Here is a 20,683-nt window from a genome sequence, read left to right on the forward strand (position 1 = left end):
GGAGCACCGAAGATGGAGTTGACCGACCGGCGGATCGTGGTCACCGGCGGTGCCGGCACGATCGGCTCACACGTGGTCGACCAGTTGCTGGACGCGGGTGCCGCGAAGGTCGTCGTCATCGACGACCTGAGCCGCGGCCGTGTGCAGAACATCGCGGAGGCGCTCGAGCGGGCGCCGGAGAAGGTCGAGCTCGTCGAGGGCGACATCCGCGACATCCCGCTGGTCAAGAAGACCGTCGCGGGCGCGGACGCCGTCTTCCACCTCGCCGCGCTGCGCATCACGCGCTGCGCCGCGGAGCCCCGCGTGGCGCTGGAGGTGCTGGTCGACGGCACGTTCAACATCATCGAGGCGGCCGTCGAGGCGAACGTCGAGAAGGTCATCGCGTCGTCCACGGCGTCGGTCTACGGCCTGGCCGAGGAGTTCCCCACCACCGAGCGCCACCACCCGTACAACAACGACACCTTCTACGGTGCTTCGAAGGCGTTCAACGAGGGCATGCTGCGCAGCTTCAAGGCGATGCACGACCTCGACTACGTGGCGCTGCGCTACTTCAACGTGTACGGCCCGCGGATGGACGCGCACGGCAAGTACACCGAGGTGCTCATCCGCTGGATGGAGCGCATCGAGGCCGGCCAGCCGCCGCTCATCCTCGGCGACGGCAAGGCCACGATGGACTTCGTGCACGTCAAGGACATCGCGCGCGCGAACATCCTGGCGGCGCAGGCGGACGTCACCGACACCGTTTACAACATCGCCTCGGCCACCGAGACCTCGCTCATCGACCTCGCGCGTGCGCTGCAGGAGGCCATGGGCGCGACCGGTGACCTGGAGTTCGGTCCGGAGCGGTCGGTCAACGCCGTGCCGCGCCGGCTCGCGGACATCTCGGCCGCCGAGCGCGAGCTGGGCTGGAAGCCCACCATCTCCATGCACGACGGTCTCGTCGAGCTGGTGCAGTGGTGGCGCAGCGTGAAGGGCGACGTCTGATGATCCCGGTTATCAAGCCCTTCCTCGGTGAGGAGGAGGCGCTCGCCGCGGCGGAGGTCGTCCGCTCCGGCTGGGTCGCCCAGGGCCCGCGGGTCGCCGAGTTCGAGAAGCAGTTCGCGCTCGCCCAGGGCGCTGGTCACGGTGTCGCGGTCTCGAACTGCACCACCGGCCTGCACCTGGCGATGCACGTGCTGGGCCTCGGCCCCGGCGACGAGGTCGTCATCCCGTCGTTCTCGTTCATCGCGACCACCAACGTCGTGCGCTACGTCGGCGCGACGCCGGTGTTCTGCGACGTCGACCCGGCCACGGGCAACGTCACCGCCGAGACGGTCGAGGCGGTCATCACGCCCAGGACGCGCGCGGTCATCGCGGTGCACCAGGGCGGCATGCCGTTCGACGTGGACGCGGTGCAGGCGGTGTGCGACAAGCACGGCGTCCAGCTGGTGCACGACTCCGCGTGCGCGGCGGGCTCCACGTACAAGGGCGGTCCGGCCAGCGCGTCGGCGAACCTCGCCGCGTGGTCGTTCCACCCGCGCAAGCTCCTCACCACCGGTGAGGGCGGCATGGTCACCACCAACGACGCCGACCTGGCCGTCCGCCTGCGCAAGCTGCGCGAGCACGGCATGAGCGTCTCCGCGGCCGACCGGCACGCCACCAGCAGCGTCAAGCTGGAGGCGTACGAGGAGCTCGCGTTCAACTACCGGATGACCGACATGCAGGCCGCCGTCGGCATCATCCAGCTGTCCAAGCTGGACGGCGTCATCGCGAAGCGCCGCGAGCTCGCCGAGCGCTACCACAAGATGCTCGCCGAGATCGACGGCCTGACCTGGGTGAGCGACCCGGAGTACGGCACGACGAACTACCAGTCGTTCTGGGTCGTGCTGCCGGACTCGGTGGAGAAGTCCGTCGTGGACGTCCTCACGGACCTGCTCGGCAAGGGCATCTCCGGCCGCCGCGGCATCATGGCCGCGCACCTCGAACCCGCCTACGCGGGTGCCGAGGAGGCCGAGCGCGCCGAGCTGCCGGTGACCGAGCACCTGACCCGGCGCTCGCTGATCCTGCCGCTGTTCCACCAGATGACCGAGTCCGAGCAGGACCAGGTCGTGTCGGCACTGGCGGAGTCGCTGAGGTGACCGCGGCTCGCCCGTTGCTGCTCGTCGGTGCGGGCGGACTGGCTCGGGAGGTGTTGGGCGCGGTCCGCGCGCTCAACACCGCCTCGCCGGCGTTCGAGGTGCTGGGCTTCCTGGACGACAACCCGGCCCGGCACGGTGAGCTCGTCGACGGCCTGCCGGTGCTCGGTGGCGCCGACACGGTCCACGAGCACCCCGACGCGCAGGTCCTGATCTGCACGGCCAGCTCGCGCAACCAGGCGTCGCGGCGGACGATCTCCGCCCGGCTCGGCCTGCCCGACGAGCGCTACGCCACCGTCGTCCACCCCCTCGCGAGCGTCGCCCACGGCGTCGAGATCGGCCACGGGTCGGTCCTGCTCGCGTTCGTCGCCGTCACCGCTCCGCAGCGGATCGGCGCGCACGTCGTGGTGATGCCGCACGTGACCATCACGCACGACGACCAGATTTCCGACCACGTCACGTTCGCGGCCAGGGTCGCCCTGGCCGGCGGCGTGACCGTGGGTGAGGCCGCCTACCTGGGCAGCGGTGCGCTGGTCAGGGAAGGCCTGTCCGTCGGCGAGCACGCGCTGGTCGGCATGGGCGCGGTGGTGCTCGAAGACGTTCCGCCGTACGAGGTGTGGGCGGGTACCCCCGCGCGCCGCCTGCGGGTTCTCCCGCAGTCCGACGATCTCATGAGGACGAACAAGCGATGAAGATCCCTCCCGTTGACCTGAAGTTCCAGCACGCCGAGATCGCCGACGAGGTCGCCGCGGGCTGGGAGCAGGTGCTGGCCAACACCGCGTTCATCGGCGCGCCGCAGATCGCCGAGTTCGAGAAGGCGTACTCCGAGTACAGCGGTGTCGCGCACACCGTCGGCGTCGGCAACGGCACCGACGCGCTGGAGCTGGCCCTGCGCGCGGTCGGCGTCGGCCACGGTGACGAGTGCATCGTGCCCGCCAACTCCTTCATCGCGACCGCCGAGGCCGTGGCCCGCGCCGGCGCCACCCCGGTGTTCGTCGACTGCGACCCGGACACCTACCTGATCGACACCAAGGCAGCGGTCGCCGCGTTCACCGAGCGCACCAAGGCCGTCCTGCCGGTGCACCTCTACGGCCAGATGGCGCCGCTGGAGGAGCTCAAGCCGGCGTGCGACGAGCAGGGCATCTTCCTGATCGAGGACGCCGCGCAGTCGCAGGGTGCCAAGCGCAACGGCGCCATCTCCGGCTCGGTGGGCCACGCCGCCGGCACCAGCTTCTACCCCGGCAAGAACCTCGGCGCGTACGGCGACGCCGGTGCGGTGACCACGCAGGACGCCGACCTCGCGCAGAAGGTGCGCCTGCTCTCGCAGCACGGTTCGCCGACCAAGTACGTGCACAGCACCCTGGGCTTCAACAGCCGCCTCGACACGCTGCAGGCCGTCGTGCTGCACGCGAAGCTCAAGCGCCTCAACGCGTGGAACGTCATGCGCCAGGAGGTGGCCGCGTACTACGGCGAGCTGCTCGCGGGCGTCGAGGGCGTGCGGACGCCGGTGACGCTTGAGGGCAACGAGCACGTGTGGCACCTCTACGTCGTCCGCGTCGCCGAGCGCGACCGGGTGCTCAAGCACCTCCAGGACAACGGCGTCGGTGCGCAGATCCACTACCCGACCCCGATCCACAAGACCGAGGCGTTCGCGACCGCCGGCTCGTTCCCCAACGCCGAGCAGACCGCGGGCGAGATCCTCTCGCTGCCGATGTACCAGGGCCTGACCCGTGCGCAGCAGGAGCGCGTGGTCGAGGTCCTCGCGGAGGCGGTCAAGTGACCGGCGTCTTCGTCCACCCCAACGGTCTCTGCGAGAGCGAGACCGTCGGGGAAGGCACTCGGGTGTGGGCGTTCGCGCACGTGCTCAAGGGCGCGCGCATCGGGCGCGACTGCAACATCTGCGACGGCGCGTTCGTCGAGAACGAGGCCGTGCTGGGCAACAACGTCACGGTGAAGAACAACGTGCTCGTGTTCAACCTCGTGACGTGCGAGGACGACGTGTTCCTCGGGCCGAACGCGGTGTTCACCAACGACATGCGCCCGCGCGCGCACCAGAAGCTGGGTTCGGACGCGCTGCTGCCGACCCTGGTGAGGTCGGGCGCGACGATCGGCGCGAACGCGGTCGTGGTGTGCGGCACGGTGATCGGCGAGAACGCCTTCGTCGGTGCCGGTGCCGTGGTCGCCCGCGACGTGCCCGCGCACGCGTTCGTCGTCGGCAACCCGGCCGTGCAGAAGGGCTGGGTGTGCCGGTGCGCCACCCGCCTGGACGAGGACCTGACCTGTCCGCAGGACGGCACCCGGCACCGGTTGATCTCCGAGACCGAGGGCCTGGCAGCCGTTGCCGTGACTGAGAGCGCACCGTGACCGTGTCCCGGTCGTCCGCCCGGCTCTGGCTGTTCGCGTTCCTCGGGTTCTTCCTGCTGAGCGCGTCGTGGGCGATCGCGGCACCCTACGAGGGGCCGGCGGACGAGTCGCGGCACACCGTGCGTGCCGCGGGCATCTTCGAGGGCCAGGTCATCGCCGAGCAGGACGCGGCCGGTGCGGTCCAGGACGTCCCGGCGAGCCTGCTGGTCAACTGGTGCTTCCAGCAGCAGGTCACCGTGCCGGCGGACTGCCTGCACGCGCGCTACCCCTCCGAGGGTGAGGCGCTGCACGAGGAGTCCACGCCGGCCGGGCGCAACAACCCGGCCTACTACGTGGTCGCCGCCTGGCCGCTCGCGTTCTGGCCGAACTGGACCGGTGTCGTGCTGAGCCGGCTCGTCACCAGCGCCATCGCCTCCGCGCTGCTCGCGAGCACGGTCGTGGCGGCGGCGCGCTGGAACCGCAGCAGGGCGATGGCCGCCGGTCTGATCGTCGGGGCCACCCCGATGGTGTTCCACGTCTACGGCTCGGTGAACCCGCAGAGCCTGGAGATCCCGGCGGGCGCGGCGCTGTTCGCCTCGATGATGGCGCTGGTGCAGGCCGAGAAGGCCGGTGCGGGCGTCAACCGGGCCGCGGTCGCGCTGGCGGGCATCTCCGCCGCCGTGCTCGTGGTGCCGCGGTTCACCGGCATCATGTGGCTGGTCGGCATCATGCTCGTCGCGCTGGTGCCGTCCTCGAAGGACCGGTTGCGCGAGCTCTGGCGGTCGGCGACGGTCAAGCGCTGGTCGGTGTTCGTGGCGTTCGCGACGGCACTCGGCCTCTCCTGGACCGTGCTGGTGAAGCCGGCGGACCCGTCGGGCTACGACCACGGCTGGACGTTCGGCTACATGGCGAAGTTCGTGATCGCCGACCTGTGGCCGAACATCGCCTACCAGATGGTCGCGGTGACCGGCTGGAACGAGACGCTGATGCCGCGGCTGGTCTACGTCGCCTGGTTCATGGCGGCCGGACTGCTCGTGCTCGGCGGTCTCGTCGTCGGCAACCGCACCGACCGGTGGCGGCTGCTCTTCCTGTTCTTCGGCACGTTCGCACCGCTGCTCGTGCTGGAGCTGCTGAGCGCCAACCAGATCGGCTGGTTCAACCAGGGCCGCTACTTCCTGCCGGGAGCGATCGCGCTGCCGATGCTCGGGGCGTGGGTCATCTCCCGCAGGGCGCTGAACGACGAGCAGATGGGCCGGATCGCCCGCCTGCTCGCGGTGTTCCTGCTGCCGATCCACCTCGTGTGCCTCGCGTACACGATGACCCGCTGGCAGTCGGGCCTCGCGTCGATCAACCCGTTGCGGGGCAGCTGGTCCCCGGCGTACGGCTCGGTCCTGCCGCTCGTGCTGGCCGTGGCCGGGATCGCGATCACGCTCGTCGTCCACTGGCGGATCTCCCGGGTTCCCGCGGCGGCCGAGCCGAAGCCCGTGACCGACGAAGAACCCGTCAAGGAGCCGATCCGTGCCGCCAACAGCTGAACGTGCCGGAGTGCGGCTGTGGCTGGTGTCGTTCGTCGGCTTCGCCGCGCTGTTCGCGGGCTGGGCGTTCGCCACGCCGTACAACGGCCCGCCGGACGAGTCGCAGCACGTGCTGCGCGCGGCGGGGGTCGTGCGCGGCGAGATCATCGCCAAGCAGGACATCAACGGCGGTCTGCAGCTCGTGCCGGACAGCCTCTACCCCGGTTTCTGCTTCCCCACCAAGGCGACGGTGCCCGCCGACTGCGAGCCGGAGCCCGGTGGTGACGAGACGCTGCGGGAGCTCGACACGACCGCGGCGCGGTACAACCCGGTCTACTACGCGGTGACGGGCTGGCCGCTGCTGCCGTGGCCGAACTGGACCGGGATCATGCTCACCCGCCTGCTGACCGGTGCCGCCGTGGCTGCGCTGCTCGCCGGCACGGTGGTGGCCGCGGTGCGGTGGACGCGGCACCGGGCGCTCCTCGCCGGTGTCGTCGCGGCGACCACGCCGATGGTCGCGCACCTCGCCGGTGCGGTGAACCCGCAGGGCGTGGAGATCGCCGCCGGTGCGGCGCTGTTCGCGAGCCTGCTGGCCCTGGTGCACGAGCAGCGGGCCGGGGTGAACCGCGCGGCCGTGGCGCTGGCGGGGATCTCGGCGGCCGTGCTCGTGACGCCGAAGTTCACGGGTGCCATGTGGCTGTGCGTGATCTTCGGTGTGGTGCTGCTGCCGTCCTCGAAGGACCGGTTGCGCGAGCTGTGGCGGTCGGCGTCGGTGAAGCGCTGGTCGGTCCTCGTCGTGCTGGCGACCGTCGCGTCGCTCGCGTGGACGCTGGTCGTCAAGCCGGCCGACCCGACCGGGTGGGACCGCAAGCAGACGCTCGCGATGGTGCTGAAGCACGCGTTCGTCCACGCGTGGCCGAACAACGTCTACCAGATGATCTCCGTGCCCGGCTGGGCCGAGCTGGAGATGCCCCGCCTCGTCTACATCGTGTGGATCATGGTGGTCGGGCTGCCGCTGCTGGCCGCTTTCGCACTCGGCGACCGGGTCGAGCGGTGGCGGCTGGGAGCGCTGGCGTTCGGCGCGTTCGTGCCGTTGCTCGCGCTGGAGGTGCTGAGCGCCAACCGGATCTGGTTCTTCAACCAGGGCAGGTACTTCCTCACCGTCGCGGTGGCGTTGCCGATGCTCGCCGCGTACGTGCTGGTGCGGCACGGTTTCACCGCCCGGCACATGCGGACGATGACGCGGTTGTTCGCGGTGCTGACGCTGCCGGTCCACGTGGCGTGCCTGCTGTACGCGATGACGCGCTGGCAGTCGGGGCTGAAGTCGCTCAACCCGCTCGAGGGCGAGTGGACGCCGCCGCTGGGTTCGGTGCTGCCGATCGTGCTGGGGGTGGTGGGGGCCGGTGTGCTCTTCGCCGCCTACTGGTGGGCGTCGAGGGTTCCGGAGCGGGTGCACGTCCAGTCCGAACCGGAGCAGGTGACGACGTCCGTCTGACGCAACCGCGGGCCTGACAACGCGAAGAGGCCCTCCCGGCACAGCGCCGGGAGGGCCTCTCGTCTTGAGTCCGGTCAGGACCCGTTGCGCGCCTTGCGGATCTGCTTGCCGGCGACGCGGCTGAGCTGGTGCAGCACGGTGCCGATGTTGGGTTCCCCCGCCAGGTCGGGGTCGCGCAGGTGGCGCTGCAGCTCCGCGTTCTGCGTGCGGAGCACCCCGAGCTCGTGGTTCCGCCGTGCGAGCTCGCCGTGCAGCCGCTCGATCTCCACGCGCTGCCGGGCCACCTCCTCGGCGAAGCGGTCGTGGTTCTCCGCGGCGGCCACCGCCTCGTACTGCAGCTGCAGCACGCGCGTGTACATGGCGACGCGGTTGTTCTCCATCATCGCGAGCAGCTTCGACGACGTGTACGGCTTGAGCGCGTCGAGCAGCTTCTTGGCGAACGGGGCGTCCTTGCGCACCATCACGCCCATGCCGAACACGGCGGGCACGATGACGAACAGCCAGTCCTCGTCGGCCTCCGCGATGGCGTCCTCGATCGCGGTCAGCACGCCGTTGCGCTCGCCGCCCGCCTCGACGGCGACGCTGTACGAGCCGTGCCCGACGAAACCGGCGGGCGTGAGCTCGTCGTGCCAGATCGTCGGTCCGTCGACGAGTGACACCTCGTGCTTGGCGTCACCGGACAGCAGCGACGGCTCGTAGTACAGGTCGCGGCGCGACCAGGGCCACAGCACGTCGTGCAGCGCGATGACCGCGTCCGGCGTGTTCTTGAGCAGGTACGTCAGCTCGCCGTGCAGCACGGCGTAGTTGTGGTCGCCGTCCAGCACGTACAGGTCGGCGGCCGGCAGCTCGGCCAGCACCTGCGGCGACGGCCGTTCGACGAGCTCGAGCTTCGGGTTCTTCGCGAGCGTCTCGCGCAGCTCCGCCGTCGGGTACGGGTCGATGCAGTAGACCTTCGACGCACCCAGCTCGGTGTAGATCGAGCTGACCTGACCGGACTCGACACCGACCTCGAGGACGCTCTCGATCTTCTTGTAGGTGAAGAGGATCTTGAACATCTCGTGGAAGACGGACATCGAGTGCAGCAGGAAGGGCTGCTGCCGCGCGGTCCTCGCCTGGGCGTGGGGATCGGTTCTGTCGCCGGTCATCGCCGGGTCGAGCATCACGTGTTACCTCCCAGCTTGCGGATCGCGATCCGCGCCGCGCTTGCCGCGAGTCCAGCCGGACCGCGAGTCCTGTACTCCTGCTTGAGGCGACCGGACACCCGCGCGAGCTTCTTCGCGGTCGGCAGGTGCGGGGAGAGGTGCGAGATGGACTGCGGCAGCACCGCGAACCCGACGGTGACCTGGCCCGACGACACCCAGCCGCCGGCGCGCTGCGCGATCGGCAGGATCAGCGCGGAGTGCTCGTTGTCGAACTCGACCATGTTCGCGCCGAGCCAGCGGCACTCGCGGTAGCTCATGCCGGCGAAGTCGTCGTGGCCCTCCCAGCGGACGGTGACCTTGCGGCCGCCCGCGGCGACGACCTCGGCCTCGATCCAGTCGACCCGCACGATCGCGGGACGTCCGGGCAGTGCGAGGGAGAGGTCGATGGTGTCGTGGTGCTCGAACCGCAGCCGGGCGAACGACAGGCCGTTGTGGTTGATCCGCACGCGCTTGCGCCCGGCCTCACGCCACTTGTCCTCGGCGGTGCGGTAGTACAGCGCCGTCTCCATCGGCTCACCGCTCGACTCGAAGACCGACGGCTCGATCCGGCCGGTGGCGAGACCGCGCGCGGCCGCACCGAGACCGGTGTCGGACGCGGCGAGCAGGGCCGGCCAGAACGAGTCGCGCATGTGCAGGTCGTCGAGGTCGGCCGGCGAGAGGTACGGCAGCACGGCCTTCAGGTCCTCCGGCACGATCCTGGTGACGACCGAGGAACCGAAGTTGTCCTCGTGCGCCCAGTTGCCGAACACGGCCGCCTCCTCCGGCGTCGGCGCCTTGAGGGCCGACACGAGGATGTTGGCGAGCCGGTCCTTCGCCGCCGGGGAGGTGGTGAGGTCCGCCCACCGGCCGTCGGAGTGGGTGACGTAGCGGTTCCACTGCGCCTGGAACGCCTTGATGCCGTCCTGCACGGCCCTGCGCTCGTTGTTCTGCGAGGTCGACTCGGAGACCGGGCCGAGCACCGGCGCACCGTCCTCGGTGAACCCGATGAGCGAGCCGCAGATCGAGTTGACGCACTGCTCGAACACCTCGGGGCTGCGCACGATGGTGGCGCAGGTGTCCTCGGGGTGACCGGCCTGGGCGAGGTAGCCCTCGACCTGGAGCCCTGCGAGGTACGCGCGGGCGGCGCGGTGGTCCGTGGCGATGTAGAGACCGGCCGGGACGATGTCGCTGCCCGCCGCCTTCAACGCCTTGGCCAGCATGTACTGGATCGTGCCGCCCCAGCCGAGGTCGACGAGGGTGATGTCGTCGCCGTCCAGCGCGCCCGCCTTGCGCAGCGAGAGCATCAGCCGCTCGCGGGCGGCGGTGAGGTTGCCCTTGAGGCGGTTCTGGATGTGCGGGGTCTCGGTCAGCGCGATGCTGACCCGCTCCGCGATGCCGCCGTTGTCGATGACCGTGTTCAGGTCGCCGGCGAGGCTCGGCACGTCGCCCGCGCGCAGCCCCATCGTCGACAGCACCTGGCGCACGTTCAGCTGGTAGCTGCGCCGGATGAACTCGTGGATCGAGTCGGTGTCGAACTCCGTGACACCCGCGATCGACGTGACGTGGCGGGACAGCCAGATCGGCTTGGCCGTGACGTCCCAGCCGCGGGCCCTCGCCGCGTTGTTGACGAGCTCGGAGAGCAGCTCGCCCTCGCGCATCGGGCACCAGAGGACCTTCTTGCCCGCCGTGTGCGCCTTCCACGCCACCCACTCGGCGAAGCCGGTGAGGACGGGGCCGAACACCGAGGCGCCGTACCGCCACGCGGTGTCGACGGCCGAGTTGGACTGGTGCCGGCCGGCCTGGATCGTCTTGGCGCGCAGGCTGGTGATGCCGAAGTCGCCCTCGACGGCGTCGAAGTGCGGCGCGTACGGGCCGAAGTGCTCGACCGTGTCGTTCTCGCGCTCCAGCACGTTCGTCAGCTCGTCGTCGAGGCGGCGGAACAGCACGGTCCGCACGCCCATCTCGCCGGGCACCTCGATGTCGGCGACCACGTTGTCGCCGATGTGCACGACCTGCTCCGGCTCCTTGCCGATCTCCTTGAGCACGATCTCGAACAGCCCGCTCGCCTTGTCCAGCCCGTGCTGGTGCGAGCGGAAGATCTTGACGTCCTTCAGGCTGCCCAGCTCGGGGCGGTCGAGCAGGTAGTTGAGGTGCTCCTCGGTGAAGTAGGTGTCGGAGACGAAGATGACCTGCACGTCGTGCTTGAGCGCGCTCTTCACCACCTCGGCCATGTCGAGGTCGACGACCGTGTACTCGCGCTCGGTCTCGATCTCGGCCTTCACCAGCTCGTCGAGGCGCTCGCGGGGGAACACGTTCGACGGCATCGCGCGCCAGATGTCGAACAGCGAGACCTCGGTGCCCAGCGCCTCGCGGCCGTTGCGCGCCTTGTCCTCCGCGACCACGCGCATCCGGCGGAACGTGGCGTCGGTCACCCACTCCGGCGCGAGCCCCGCGGCGCGCAGGCGGGCGCCGAGGATGCCGAACACGTCCGCGGGCCGGGGCACGCGCCGCCACAGGATCGTGTCGAAGATGTCGAACGAGAGGACGGAGCACGACCGGTCCTCGATGATCCTGTGCACGTCCTCCAACAGCGGATGACGTCGTGCTGCCGCGACCTGAGTCATCGCGGTGCCCCCTTTTCCCCACCGCGGTGACACCGCACCGGCGAATGGCTCATACCACGGAGTTTCTGCGTGCTGCCCAGATGACACAGCGGCCGTCACCATACCGGGGCCGACCGCGCCGATCCCGGCCGGACGTATCCTTGTCGGCCGTACGCGCGGTCCACCGGAGCGGGCGTGCGGTCCACGAGGTGAATGAGGGAGACGTCTTGCGGCACGCGATCGTGATCGGTGGCGGCATCCTCGGTCTGGCAACGGCGAACGAGCTGGTCAGCAGGGGTTACCGGGTAACGGTTCTGGAGAAGGAGGGCCACTGGGCGGCCCACCAGAGCGGCCACAACTCCAACGTGGTGCACGCGGGGCTGTACTACAAGCCCGGCTCCTTCAAGGCGCGCATGAGCGTGGCGGGCAACCGCTCGATCATCGACTTCGCCCGCGCCAACGGGGTGGCGCACGAGGTGTGCGGCAAGCTCGTCGTCGCCACCTCCCCCGACGAGCTGCCCGCGCTGAACGTGCTCGCGGAGCGCGCGGAGGCGAACGGCGTGCCCGCCAAGCTGATCTCCCCCGCCGAGGCGCGCGACTACGAGCCCGAGGTCTCCTGCGTGGCCGCCCTGCGCGTGGAGAGCACCGGCATCATCGACTTCCCCGGCATCTGCGGCGCTCTGGTCCGGTCGCTGAACGCGGCCGGCGCCGACCTGCGCCTGTTCACGCCCGCGCTGGGCATCCGCCCCGGCCGCACCGGCGGGGTCGAGGTCGCCACCGGCACCGAGGTGCTGCGCGCCGACCTGCTGGTCAACTGTGCCGGTCTGCAGTCCGACCGCGTCGCCCGCCTCGCCGGCCTGGAGCCGCGCGCGACGATCGTGCCGTTCCGCGGCGAGTACTACGAGCTCGCCCCGCAGGCGCGCCACCTGGTCAAGGGCCTCATCTACCCGGTGCCGGACCCGACGCTGCCGTTCCTCGGCGTGCACCTCACCCGCATGCTCGACGGTTCCGTGCACGCGGGCCCCAACGCCGTGCTCGCGCTGCGCCGCGAGGGCTACCGGTGGACCCAGATCTCGCCCGCCGACCTCTGGGACGTGGCCCGGTTCCCCGGCATCTGGAAGCTCGCCCGCAAGTTCGCGAAGACCGGGGCCGAGGAGGTGCTGCGGTCGTTCTCGAAGAAGCGGTTCGCCGCCTCGCTGGCCCGGCTCGTGCCGGCGGTGCAGGAGTCGGACCTGGTCAGGTCCGAGGCCGGCGTGCGGGCGCAGGCGATGCTGCCGGACGGCTCGCTGGTCGACGACTTCCTCATCGAGACGGCACCGGCCCAGGTGCACGTGCTGAACGCGCCCTCGCCGGCGGCGACGTCGTCGCTGGAGATCGCCCGGTACGTGGCCGACCAGGCGGTCGCCCAGGCCTGACGGGCGGCCGGGCCTGACCTTCCGCCAGGCCCGGCCGGTCGCTCAGAGCTGAGCGCGGAAGTAGTCGACCGTGCGGGACACGCCCGTCGCGATGTCGACCTCCGGGGTCCAGCCGAGGTCGCGCTCCGCGGCACTCGCGTCGAGCGCGGAGGCGCGCAGGTCGCCGAGGCGGGCCGGGGCGTGCTCCGGGTCGTCCGCGGCACCCGCCGCCTTCGCGACGAGCGTGTGCAGCTCGCGGTCGGACACCTGGTGGCCGGTGCCGATGTTGTAGCGCTGCCCGCCGCCGGCCTCACCGGACGCGGCGACGAACGCCGAGACGACGTCCTCGACGTAGACGTAGTCGCGGGTGTTGCCGCCGTCGCCGAAGACCTTGGTCGGCTTCCCGGCGAGCAGGGCGTTGGCGAAGATCGCGATCACGCCCGCCTCGCCGTGCGGGTCCTGGCGGGGACCGTAGACGTTGGCCAGCGCCAGGTGGGTGCACTCCAGGCCGTAGAGCTGGCGGTAGGTGTTGAGGTACACCTCGCCGGAGACCTTCGACGCCGCGTAGGGCGACTTCGGGTTGATCGGCACGGCCTCGGACACCGGGAGCACGTCCGGGGTGCCGTAGATCGAGCCACCGGAGGAGGCGAAGCAGACCTTGCGCACGCCGGCGCGGCGGGCGGCCTCCGCGAGGTTCACGGTGCCCAGGACGTTCTGGGTCGCGTCGTCCAGCGGCCGCTCGACGCTCACGCGCACGTCGATCTGCGCGGCCAGGTGGTAGACGACCTCGGGAGCGGCCGCCGCGACCACGTCGGCCAGCTCCGGCGAGGTGACGTCGAGCTGCGTGAACGAGTAGCGCTCGGCGTGGGCCTCGGGCGCCGTGCGCTTGCCCCGCCGCAGGTCGTCGACGACGTGGACGGTGTGGCCGTCGCGCAGGAGGCGGTCGACGAGGGTGGAGCCGATGAACCCGGCACCGCCGGTCACGAGAGCACGCATGGCGCCAGCCTACGAGGTCAGAACCAGCGCTCGAGGACCAGGGCGATGCCGTCCTCCGAGTTCGGAGCGGTGACCTCGTCCGCCGCTTCCAGGGCCGACGGGTGCGCGTTGGCCATCGCCACGCCGTGCCCCGCCCACTGCAGCATCGGGATGTCGTTGGGCATGTCGCCGAACGCCACCACGGCGCTCGCGGGGACGCCGAAGCGCTCGGCGGCGTCGGCGAGACCGGTGGCCTTCGTGACGCCCTTGGCGGACAGCTCGATCAGCCCGTTGTTCGTGGAGAACGTCACGTCGACGTGGTCGGTGACCAGGCCCTCGCACGCCTCGACCATCGCGGCGCTGGTCATGCCGGTGTGCCTGACCAGCATCTTGACGGCGTCGAACCCGAGCACGCGGGCGCGGTGGACGTCCTCGGACGGTCCCTCCGGCCAGGCGTGCTCGTAGCCGTGCTCGGCGACGAAGTCGGAGTCGGCCGCGGTCTCGCCGAGGCGTTCGACGGCGAGCGCGCAGCCGGGCAGGACGCGGTCCAGCGTGCTCGCGATGTCGCTGAGCAGGACCGGGTCGAGGCCCCTGCGCCACAGGACGCGGTCGGCGGCGATGTCGTAGAGGGCGGCGCCGTTCGCGCAGACTGCGAGACCCGTCGTGCCCGCCTTGGCGGCCGGCGTGGGGATCCAGCGCGGCGGACGGCCCGTGACGAGGACGAAGGGCACCTTCGCCGCGATCACCCGGCCGACCACCGCCGCGGTGCGGGGTGACACCTCGTCGGTGGGCGTGAGCAGGGTTCCGTCGATGTCGGTCGCGACCAGCAGAGGTTGTTCCACGTCCACCATGTTGCCTGGTGTGGTTCGTCCGGCGGCAGAACAGGTCGTTACGGTACGGGTGTGCGCACAGGCATAGTGATCCTTCCCGAGCACCGCTGGTGGATTGCCGAGCCCAAGTGGAGGGCCGCCGAGGAGTACGGCTTCCACCACGCGTGGACCTACGACCACCTCGGGTGGCGCACGCTCGTCGACGGACCGTGGTTCGGTTCCATCCCCACGCTCACCGCCGCCGCGATGGTGACGACCCGGATTCGCCTGGGAACGCTGGTGGCCAGCCCGAACTTCCGCCACCCGGTGTCGTTCGCCCGCGAGCTGCTGGCCGTGGACGACGTGTCCGACGGCCGGTTCACGCTCGGCGTCGGCGCCGGTGGCCCCGGCTACGACACGACGGTGCTGGGCGGCAAGCCGCCGTTGCCGAAGGAGCGCACCGAGCGGTTCACCGAGTTCGTCGAGCTGCTCGCTCAGCTGCTGTCGCAGGACGAGGTGAGCTACGACGGCCGCTACTACCAGGCCGTGGAGGCCCGCGGCTTCCCCGGCTGCGTGCAGCGGCCGCGGCTGCCGTTCGTGGTGGCGGCGAACGGGCCGAAGGCGATGGAGGTGGCGGCGCGGTTCGGCACCGGCTGGGTCACGATGGGCCCGCCGGCCGAGGACCACGAGGAGTGGTGGCGCGGCGTCGCGCGGATGGCCGCGCAGTTCGACGAGACGATCCTGCGCACCGGCCGCCGCACGCGCGTCGACCGGTACCTCAACCTCGACTCGGCACCGGTCTACTCGCTGTCGTCGGTGCAGTGCTTCACCGACGCCGTCGGCCGCGCGGCCGAGCTGGGCTTCACCGACGTGGTGTCGCACTGGCCGCGGCACGACGGCGTGTACGCGGGCAGCGAGTCGGTGGTCGAACAGGTCGCCGCCGACGTGCTGCCCGCGCTCGGTTAGCCCTTCGGGACCAGCTTCTCGACGCCGCCCATGAACGGCCGCAGCGCCGCGGGCACGGTGACCGAGCCGTCGGCGTTCTGGTGGTTCTCCAGGATCGCGACGATCCAGCGCGTGGTCGCCAGCGTGCCGTTGAGCGTGGCCGCGATCTGCGACTTGCCGTTCTCGTCGCGGTAGCGGACGTTCAGCCTGCGCGCCTGGAACGTGGTGCAGTTCGACGTCGAGGTCAGCTCGCGGTACTTGCCCTGGGTCGGCACCCACGCCTCGCAGTCGAACTTGCGGTGCGCGGAGGTGCCCAGGTCGCCGGTCGCCGTGTCGATGACGCGGTAGGGGACCTCGATCTTGGCGAGCATCTCCTCCTCCCACGCCAGCAGCCGGGCGTGCTCCGCCTCGGCGTCCTCCGGCTTGACGTAGGAGAACATCTCGACCTTGTTGAACTGGTGCACGCGGATGATGCCGCGGGTGTCCTTGCCGTACGAGCCGGCCTCGCGCCGGTAGCACGACGACCAGCCCGCGTAGCGCCGCTCGCCGTCGAGGATCTCGTCGGCGTGGTAGCCCGCGAGCGGCACCTCGGACGTGCCGACCAGGTACAGGTCGTCGTTCGGCAGGTGGTAGATCTCGCTGGAGTGCGCGCCCAGGAACCCGGTGCCCGCCATGATCTCCGGCCGCACCAGCGTGGGCGTGATCATCAACGTGAAGCCGTTCGCCGTCGCCTGCGCCGCCGCCATGTTCAGCAGCGCGAGCTCCAGCTGCGCCCCCACCCCGGTGAGGAAGTAAAACCGCGACCCGCCGACCTTGGCGCCGCGCTCCATGTCGATCGCGCCCAGCTTCGTGCCCAGGTCGAGGTGGTCGACCGGCTCGAAGTCGAACTCGCGGGGCTCGCCGACGGTCTTGAGGACCACGAAGTCGTCCTCGCCGCCGACCGGGGCGTCCGGGTGCACCAGGTTCGGGATCTTGGTCAGCAGCTCGTCGACCTCGGCCGCGGTGGCGTGCTGCTCGGCCTCGGCGGCCTTCACCTCGTTCGAGAGGTCCTTGGCCTTCACCAGCAACGCGGTCTTGTCGTCGCCCTTGGCCTTGCCGACCTCCTTGCCGAGCACCTTCTGCTCGGCGCGCAGGGTGTCCGCGCGGGAGATCGCGGAACGCCGGCGCTCGTCAGCGGACAGCAGGGCGTCGACGACACCTTCGTCCTCGCCGCGGGCACGCTGCGAAGCGCGCACGATCTCCGGGTTCTCGCGCAACACCTTGAGGTCAATCACCCTGAGAAGGGTAGACCAGCCCGTACCACGCCCCTCACCGAGTTCCGCCCACCCGCCCACCGACCGGGCACGCGGGGGCCCCGCGTTCCCCCTGGGGGAACGCGGGGCCCCTGCGTGACTTCCGTGATGCGGAAAGGTGGGTCAGCTGATCGCGACCGCCACCACGAGGCCGAGCGCCAGGTGCGCGGAGGCGACGACGACCGAGGCCGGGGCGAACCGGTCCGACTCGATGATCGAGCCGATGTCCAGGCGGGTGATCCACTCCAGCAGCCGGACCGCGGCCACCTGCACGATGATGCCGAAGAAGCCGTAGATCAGGGCCGAGAGGAGGCCCTCGTCGAGCTTGCCGACCGAGCTGGTGATGGCGACGACCACGATGAAGGCCATCGACAGCAGACCGGAGGCGGTCACGATGACGGCGTTCGGTGCACCGTTGCGGACGAGGGTGGACAGCTTGCCCGGGGTCGTCCAGTCGATCGCGTAGAAGCCGAACACCATGAGGACCAGACCGACGACGGCGTACAGCGCGATCGCGCCGATGCCCCGGCCGATGGCCGAGCCGAAGCCGGGGTCCAACGCGAGCTGCGTCGTGATCATGTGCTGTTCCCTTTCGGAGTTCACTCAACAATGCGGTGCGGCACGAACGCCGCGCCATCGTCGGTCACCAGACCGACTGTTTCCCGGATGCCCAGTCCCGCCGACGTGTCGCCGACGACCCAGGCTCCCAACGCGGGGCGGTAGCCGTCGAAGTCCGGAAGCGGGTCGAACAGCTGGTACACGAAGCCTTCTTTGCCGTACACGCCGCCGGTCTGCGTCTCGTAGCCGGGCGCGACGATCTGGATGTTCGACCCCTCACGGCCGAGCAGCGGCTTGCGCACGTACTCGGTCAGCATGCCGGGGTTGTTCAGGTACGCGGGCAGCAGGTTCGGGTGGCCCGGGTACATCTCCCACAGGACCGCGAGCAGCGCCTTGTTGGAGAGCAGCATCTTCCACAGCGGCTCGATCCACAGGGTGGCGGGCAGCGACTCGACGGCGTGGCGGCCGAACTGCTCCTCGACCACCCACTCCCACGGGTAGAGCTTGACCACGGTGTTCATCGGGGCCTCTTCGAGGTCGACGAACCGGTTGAGCAGCGTGTCCCAGCCCAGGTCCTCGATCGCGAGCCCGACGGTGTTCAGCCCGGCCTCCGCGGCCGTCTCCTGGAGGTAGGCGGTGGTGAGGTGGTCCTCGCCGGACGGTTCCGCGCCCGACCAGGTGAAGTGGACCTCACTGGAGGGCAGCTTCGCGCCGATCTGGGACCAGCGCTCGACCAGCTGCTCGTGCAGCGAGTTCCACTGGTCGTCGTCGGCGAACACGTCGGTCTTCCAGTTCCACTGGATGATCGCGGCCTCGAGCAGCGAGGTGGGCGTGTCGGCGTTGTACTCCAGCAGCTTGGCCGGGCCGGAGCCGTCGTAGCGCAGGTCGAAGCGGCCGTAGAGGTGCGGGTCGTGCCGCCGCCACGACTCGGCGATGTGCGGCCACACCCATTCGGGGATGCCGAAGTCGCGGTAGCGCTCGGTGGTGACCACGTTGTCCACCGCGTCGAGGCACATGGAGTGGAGCAGCTCGACGTCGGCTTCGAGCGAGAGGATCTCGCTCATCTCGAACACGTAGTGCACCGACTCGTCCCAGTACGGGCGGTCGGAGCCGTTGGCGTACTTCGCGGGCAGCCCGAACACGAGGCCCTGGTCAGAGACCGTCCGCTGCCAGTTCGGCCGCGGTGAGGAGGTTTCACGACGCAACTGTCAGCTCCCGCTGCTGGACTTGCCGCTGCTGACGCCGAACCCGCCGCGCTGCACGGTCGTGCCCGACTTCGTGGACACGTTCGCACCCTTGGGGATGGTGTAGCTGCCGCCGGTCACCTTCTGGCCGACCGCGCCCGAACCACCGTAGTTGTAGCGGTACTGGCTGCCGCCGATGTAGATGAACCCGCCGCTGCTGTACCCGCCGTGGCTGCGGTAGTAGCTCTCGTCGCAGTAGTCGTCGTCGACGATGACGTTGTTCTTGTCGGTGCACTGCGCCGTGACGTTCTTGGGGCTGGCGGCTGCGTACCAGATCGCGATCAGCGCGACGACACCCACCGTGACGCCACCACCGATGAGCAGGCGTTTGCGGGTCTTGCGGCGCTTCTCGAACGCGGCGGACTCGGCGGCGAACCGCTCCTGCTGCGCCTTCTGCGCGGCGGCACGGGCGCGCTGCTCCGCGACCGACGGCTGACGCGCCTTGGTCACACCGGCCTGCTGCTGGCGCACCTGGCCCTTGCCCTTCTGCTGGGCGGGGGGCTGGGCCGGTCCCGGCTGCGGCACCGGCACCTGCGGCGGCAGCTGCTGGTACGGCGCCGGCTGTTGCGGCTCTTGCGGCTGGCCGGGAGGCCCCTGAGGCGGCATCCCCTGCTGGTTGTTGTCAGTCATCACCACTCCCGCGGGCAAGGTACCTAGCGATACGACCATTTGACGGCCAATCAGGTGACGAGTGTCCTAATAGCAACACTCGCCCCCTTTGGTCCAACCCGGCCGACAGCCGTCTCACACAGCACAGGCATCATGGATGAGATGTCTCCGAGCGCCGGTTGGTTGAGTCGATCAGGTCACATCCGCGACACGCGGCTGGTGATGCTGGGCGCGTTCGTGGGCGCGTTCGGCCTGCTGATGGTGTCCGCGTTCACGTCCGTGCTGGCAGGAGGCCCGCTGACCACCAAGCGCGAGCTGGTGAACGCGGCCTACCAGGCCGTGGCGGGCGACTGCCTGAACTGGGCGAAGACCGACCTGTCCGACGCGCAGAAGGTCGACTGCACCGCCGCGCACAGGTTCGAGGTGACCGGCACGGCCGACATCGCGGCCGGCTACCCGAAGGAAGCGCCGTTCCCGACGCCCGAGGCGTGGGAGAAGATCGCCCAGGACAACTGCGCGCAGGCGGCGACGACTTACATGTCCGGCAAGCTCGACCCCAAGGGCAAGTACGGCGTGAGCTCGCTCAACCCGGACGAGAACCGCTGGAAGAACGGCGACCGCCAGCTGCGCTGCGGCCTTCAGGTCACCGCACCCTCCGGCGCGCCGCTGCCCTCGTTCGGCAGCGCGAAGACCCAGGACCAGTCGAACGTGTACGACCCCGGCGTGTGCGTCGCGCTCGGTGAGAACAACACGGTCGGCGACCCGATCGAGTGCGCCCAGCCGCACGCGTTCGAGATCATCGGTGTCTTCGCGCACCCCGAGGGCGAGTACCTGGCGCCCGAGAAGCAGGACGCCGTGATGTCCGAGCAGTGTGCCGCGATCGCCGTCGAGTACACCGGTGGCGCCGACCTGAAGGCCAAGGGCCTGCTCGTCACGTGGGACGTCCGCGCCCAGGAGAGCTGGGCCGTCGGCTCCCGCAAGGCCAACTGCAAGATCGGTGCCGTCCCCGAGGGCGAGAAGCTCGTCGCCTGGAAGGGCAGCGTCCGCAACCCCAACGGCGCCCCGCTGACCACCTCGAACCCGCCGCAGACCACCTCGGTCAAGCCGCAGGACGAGCCCACCGGTGCCCCGCTGCACTCCCAGTCGGGCCAGCCGTCCGGCAGCGCGGAACCGTCCGAGTCCGGCAAGCCCGACAAGCCGTCCAGCAGCCAGCCCACCACGACGACGACAACCGAGAACCGATGACTGTGGAGATGACGCGCGCCCGGTTCGACGAGCTCGTCGAGGAGGCGCTGGACCTGGTCCCACCCGACTTCCTGCACGCCATGAACAACGTGGTCGTGCTGGTCGAGGACCGCAACCCGGACGAGCCGTCGCTGCTCGGCCTCTACCAGGGCATCGCGCTGACCGAGCGGAACACCGACTACGGCGGCACCCTGCCCGACCACATCTTCATCTACCGCGAGGCGATCCTCGACATCTGCACCACCGAGGACGACGTGGTCGAGGAAGTGATCGTCACCGTGGTCCACGAGATCGCGCACCACTTCGGCGTGGACGACGCAAAGCTCCACGAGCTGGGCTGGGGCTGACCCCCCTGCTCGTGG

The 20,683-nt window shown here is 70.3% G+C and carries 19 protein-coding genes; 11 read left to right on the forward strand and 8 right to left on the reverse strand.

The genetic code is table 11. The features are described from left to right. Positions 1 to 12: 12 nt before the first annotated feature. Genes ACZ7CH_RS00220 through ACZ7CH_RS00250 form a run of 7 tightly spaced genes read left to right on the forward strand, consistent with a single transcriptional unit; the run spans position 13 to position 7,466 of the window. Positions 13 to 984 carry an SDR family NAD(P)-dependent oxidoreductase gene (locus ACZ7CH_RS00220; RefSeq protein WP_458429755.1) on the forward strand — a complete coding sequence of 324 codons (972 nt, stop codon included), beginning with the start codon at positions 13 to 15 and terminating at the stop codon, positions 982 to 984. Next, the gene (locus ACZ7CH_RS00225; RefSeq protein WP_360396965.1) at positions 984 to 2,117 is read left to right on the forward strand and encodes a DegT/DnrJ/EryC1/StrS family aminotransferase; all 1,134 of its coding nucleotides are present in this window, start codon (positions 984 to 986) and stop codon (positions 2,115 to 2,117) included. The genes ACZ7CH_RS00220 and ACZ7CH_RS00225 overlap by 1 nt, the downstream gene beginning before the upstream one ends. After that, positions 2,114 to 2,806, forward strand: a complete 693-nt coding sequence (locus ACZ7CH_RS00230; RefSeq protein WP_360396966.1) for an acetyltransferase — start codon at positions 2,114 to 2,116, stop codon at positions 2,804 to 2,806. Before ACZ7CH_RS00225 ends, ACZ7CH_RS00230 begins: the two co-directional genes overlap by 4 nt. Next, positions 2,803 to 3,894, forward strand: coding sequence for a DegT/DnrJ/EryC1/StrS family aminotransferase (locus ACZ7CH_RS00235; protein ID WP_360396967.1), 1,092 nt, complete (start codon positions 2,803 to 2,805; stop codon positions 3,892 to 3,894). The genes ACZ7CH_RS00230 and ACZ7CH_RS00235 overlap by 4 nt, the downstream gene beginning before the upstream one ends. After that, positions 3,891 to 4,478 (forward strand): acyltransferase, encoded by a 588-nt coding sequence (locus ACZ7CH_RS00240; RefSeq protein ID WP_360396968.1) that lies wholly within the window; start codon positions 3,891 to 3,893, stop codon positions 4,476 to 4,478. Before ACZ7CH_RS00235 ends, ACZ7CH_RS00240 begins: the two co-directional genes overlap by 4 nt. Continuing rightward, on the forward strand, positions 4,475 to 5,992 hold the full coding sequence (locus tag ACZ7CH_RS00245) for a DUF2142 domain-containing protein (RefSeq protein WP_360396969.1): 1,518 nt from the start codon (positions 4,475 to 4,477) through the stop codon (positions 5,990 to 5,992). Before ACZ7CH_RS00240 ends, ACZ7CH_RS00245 begins: the two co-directional genes overlap by 4 nt. Continuing rightward, on the forward strand, positions 5,976 to 7,466 hold the full coding sequence (locus ACZ7CH_RS00250; RefSeq protein WP_470372867.1) for a DUF2142 domain-containing protein: 1,491 nt from the start codon (positions 5,976 to 5,978) through the stop codon (positions 7,464 to 7,466). The genes ACZ7CH_RS00245 and ACZ7CH_RS00250 overlap by 17 nt, the downstream gene beginning before the upstream one ends. Before the next feature lie 74 nt (positions 7,467 to 7,540). On the opposite strand, the gene ACZ7CH_RS00255 is transcribed toward ACZ7CH_RS00250, so the two are convergent. After that, a complete protein-coding gene (locus tag ACZ7CH_RS00255; RefSeq protein WP_360397102.1) occupies positions 7,541 to 8,626 on the reverse strand; it encodes a class I SAM-dependent methyltransferase in 1,086 nt (361 codons plus the stop codon). Continuing rightward, positions 8,626 to 11,271: an HAD family hydrolase gene (locus ACZ7CH_RS00260; RefSeq protein ID WP_360396971.1), complete on the reverse strand. Its 2,646-nt coding sequence runs from the start codon at positions 11,269 to 11,271 to the stop codon at positions 8,626 to 8,628. The genes ACZ7CH_RS00255 and ACZ7CH_RS00260 overlap by 1 nt, the downstream gene beginning before the upstream one ends. Before the next feature lie 206 nt (positions 11,272 to 11,477). Here ACZ7CH_RS00260 and lhgO point away from each other — a divergent pair, with 206 nt between their 5' ends. Continuing rightward, positions 11,478 to 12,665, forward strand: a complete 1,188-nt coding sequence (lhgO, locus tag ACZ7CH_RS00265; protein WP_360396972.1) for an L-2-hydroxyglutarate oxidase — start codon at positions 11,478 to 11,480, stop codon at positions 12,663 to 12,665. A 42-nt stretch (positions 12,666 to 12,707) separates the two neighbouring features. Here the strand turns inward: lhgO and ACZ7CH_RS00270 are convergent, their stop codons facing one another. Beyond that, entirely contained in the window at positions 12,708 to 13,640 is a 933-nt protein-coding gene (locus ACZ7CH_RS00270; RefSeq protein ID WP_360396973.1) for an NAD-dependent epimerase/dehydratase family protein, read from the reverse strand. Positions 13,641 to 13,657: 17 nt separating this feature from the next. Beyond that, positions 13,658 to 14,461, reverse strand: coding sequence for an HAD family hydrolase (locus ACZ7CH_RS00275; RefSeq protein WP_360396974.1), 804 nt, complete (start codon positions 14,459 to 14,461; stop codon positions 13,658 to 13,660). A gap of 60 nt (positions 14,462 to 14,521) precedes the next feature. Here ACZ7CH_RS00275 and ACZ7CH_RS00280 point away from each other — a divergent pair, with 60 nt between their 5' ends. Next, positions 14,522 to 15,394: an LLM class flavin-dependent oxidoreductase gene (locus ACZ7CH_RS00280; protein WP_360396975.1), complete on the forward strand. Its 873-nt coding sequence runs from the start codon at positions 14,522 to 14,524 to the stop codon at positions 15,392 to 15,394. On the opposite strand, the gene serS is transcribed toward ACZ7CH_RS00280, so the two are convergent. The 4 genes from serS to ACZ7CH_RS00300 form a co-directional block, all read right to left on the reverse strand. Further along, positions 15,391 to 16,647, reverse strand: coding sequence for a serine--tRNA ligase (gene serS / locus ACZ7CH_RS00285; protein ID WP_470372868.1), 1,257 nt, complete (start codon positions 16,645 to 16,647; stop codon positions 15,391 to 15,393). The two genes, ACZ7CH_RS00280 and serS, sit on opposite strands and share 4 nt — an antisense overlap. A gap of 141 nt (positions 16,648 to 16,788) precedes the next feature. Beyond that, entirely contained in the window at positions 16,789 to 17,241 is a 453-nt protein-coding gene (locus ACZ7CH_RS00290) for a DUF350 domain-containing protein (RefSeq protein ID WP_360397103.1), read from the reverse strand. A gap of 23 nt (positions 17,242 to 17,264) precedes the next feature. Continuing rightward, positions 17,265 to 18,428: a glutathionylspermidine synthase family protein gene (locus ACZ7CH_RS00295; protein ID WP_470372869.1), complete on the reverse strand. Its 1,164-nt coding sequence runs from the start codon at positions 18,426 to 18,428 to the stop codon at positions 17,265 to 17,267. Between the two features lie 3 nt (positions 18,429 to 18,431). Next, entirely contained in the window at positions 18,432 to 19,097 is a 666-nt protein-coding gene (locus ACZ7CH_RS00300) for a hypothetical protein (RefSeq protein ID WP_360396978.1), read from the reverse strand. Positions 19,098 to 19,238: 141 nt separating this feature from the next. Here ACZ7CH_RS00300 and ACZ7CH_RS00305 point away from each other — a divergent pair, with 141 nt between their 5' ends. Then, the gene (locus tag ACZ7CH_RS00305; RefSeq protein WP_360396979.1) at positions 19,239 to 20,321 is read left to right on the forward strand and encodes a septum formation family protein; all 1,083 of its coding nucleotides are present in this window, start codon (positions 19,239 to 19,241) and stop codon (positions 20,319 to 20,321) included. Beyond that, entirely contained in the window at positions 20,318 to 20,668 is a 351-nt protein-coding gene (locus tag ACZ7CH_RS00310) for a metallopeptidase family protein (RefSeq protein WP_360396980.1), read from the forward strand. Before ACZ7CH_RS00305 ends, ACZ7CH_RS00310 begins: the two co-directional genes overlap by 4 nt. Positions 20,669 to 20,683 lie beyond the last annotated feature (15 nt).

The sequence above is a fragment of the Lentzea sp. NPDC037011 genome, from assembly GCF_055607425.1.

Bases quoted from the DNA above. Each gene is read 5' to 3' on its own strand.
- ACZ7CH_RS00220 (WP_458429755.1), top strand. From the start codon at position 13: ATGGAGTTGACCGACCGGCGGATCGTGGTCACCGGCGGTGCCGGCACG.
- ACZ7CH_RS00225 (WP_360396965.1), top strand. From the start codon at position 984: ATGATCCCGGTTATCAAGCCCTTCCTCGGTGAGGAGGAGGCGCTCGCC.
- ACZ7CH_RS00235 (WP_360396967.1), top strand. From the start codon at position 2,803: ATGAAGATCCCTCCCGTTGACCTGAAGTTCCAGCACGCCGAGATCGCC.
- ACZ7CH_RS00255 (WP_360397102.1), bottom strand. From the start codon at position 8,626: ATGCTCGACCCGGCGATGACCGGCGACAGAACCGATCCCCACGCCCAG.
- ACZ7CH_RS00260 (WP_360396971.1), bottom strand. From the start codon at position 11,271: ATGACTCAGGTCGCGGCAGCACGACGTCATCCGCTGTTGGAGGACGTG.
- ACZ7CH_RS00270 (WP_360396973.1), bottom strand. From the start codon at position 13,640: ATGCGTGCTCTCGTGACCGGCGGTGCCGGGTTCATCGGCTCCACCCTC.
- ACZ7CH_RS00300 (WP_360396978.1), bottom strand. From the start codon at position 19,097: ATGACTGACAACAACCAGCAGGGGATGCCGCCTCAGGGGCCTCCCGGC.
- ACZ7CH_RS00305 (WP_360396979.1), top strand. From the start codon at position 19,239: ATGTCTCCGAGCGCCGGTTGGTTGAGTCGATCAGGTCACATCCGCGAC.
- ACZ7CH_RS00310 (WP_360396980.1), top strand. From the start codon at position 20,318: ATGACTGTGGAGATGACGCGCGCCCGGTTCGACGAGCTCGTCGAGGAG.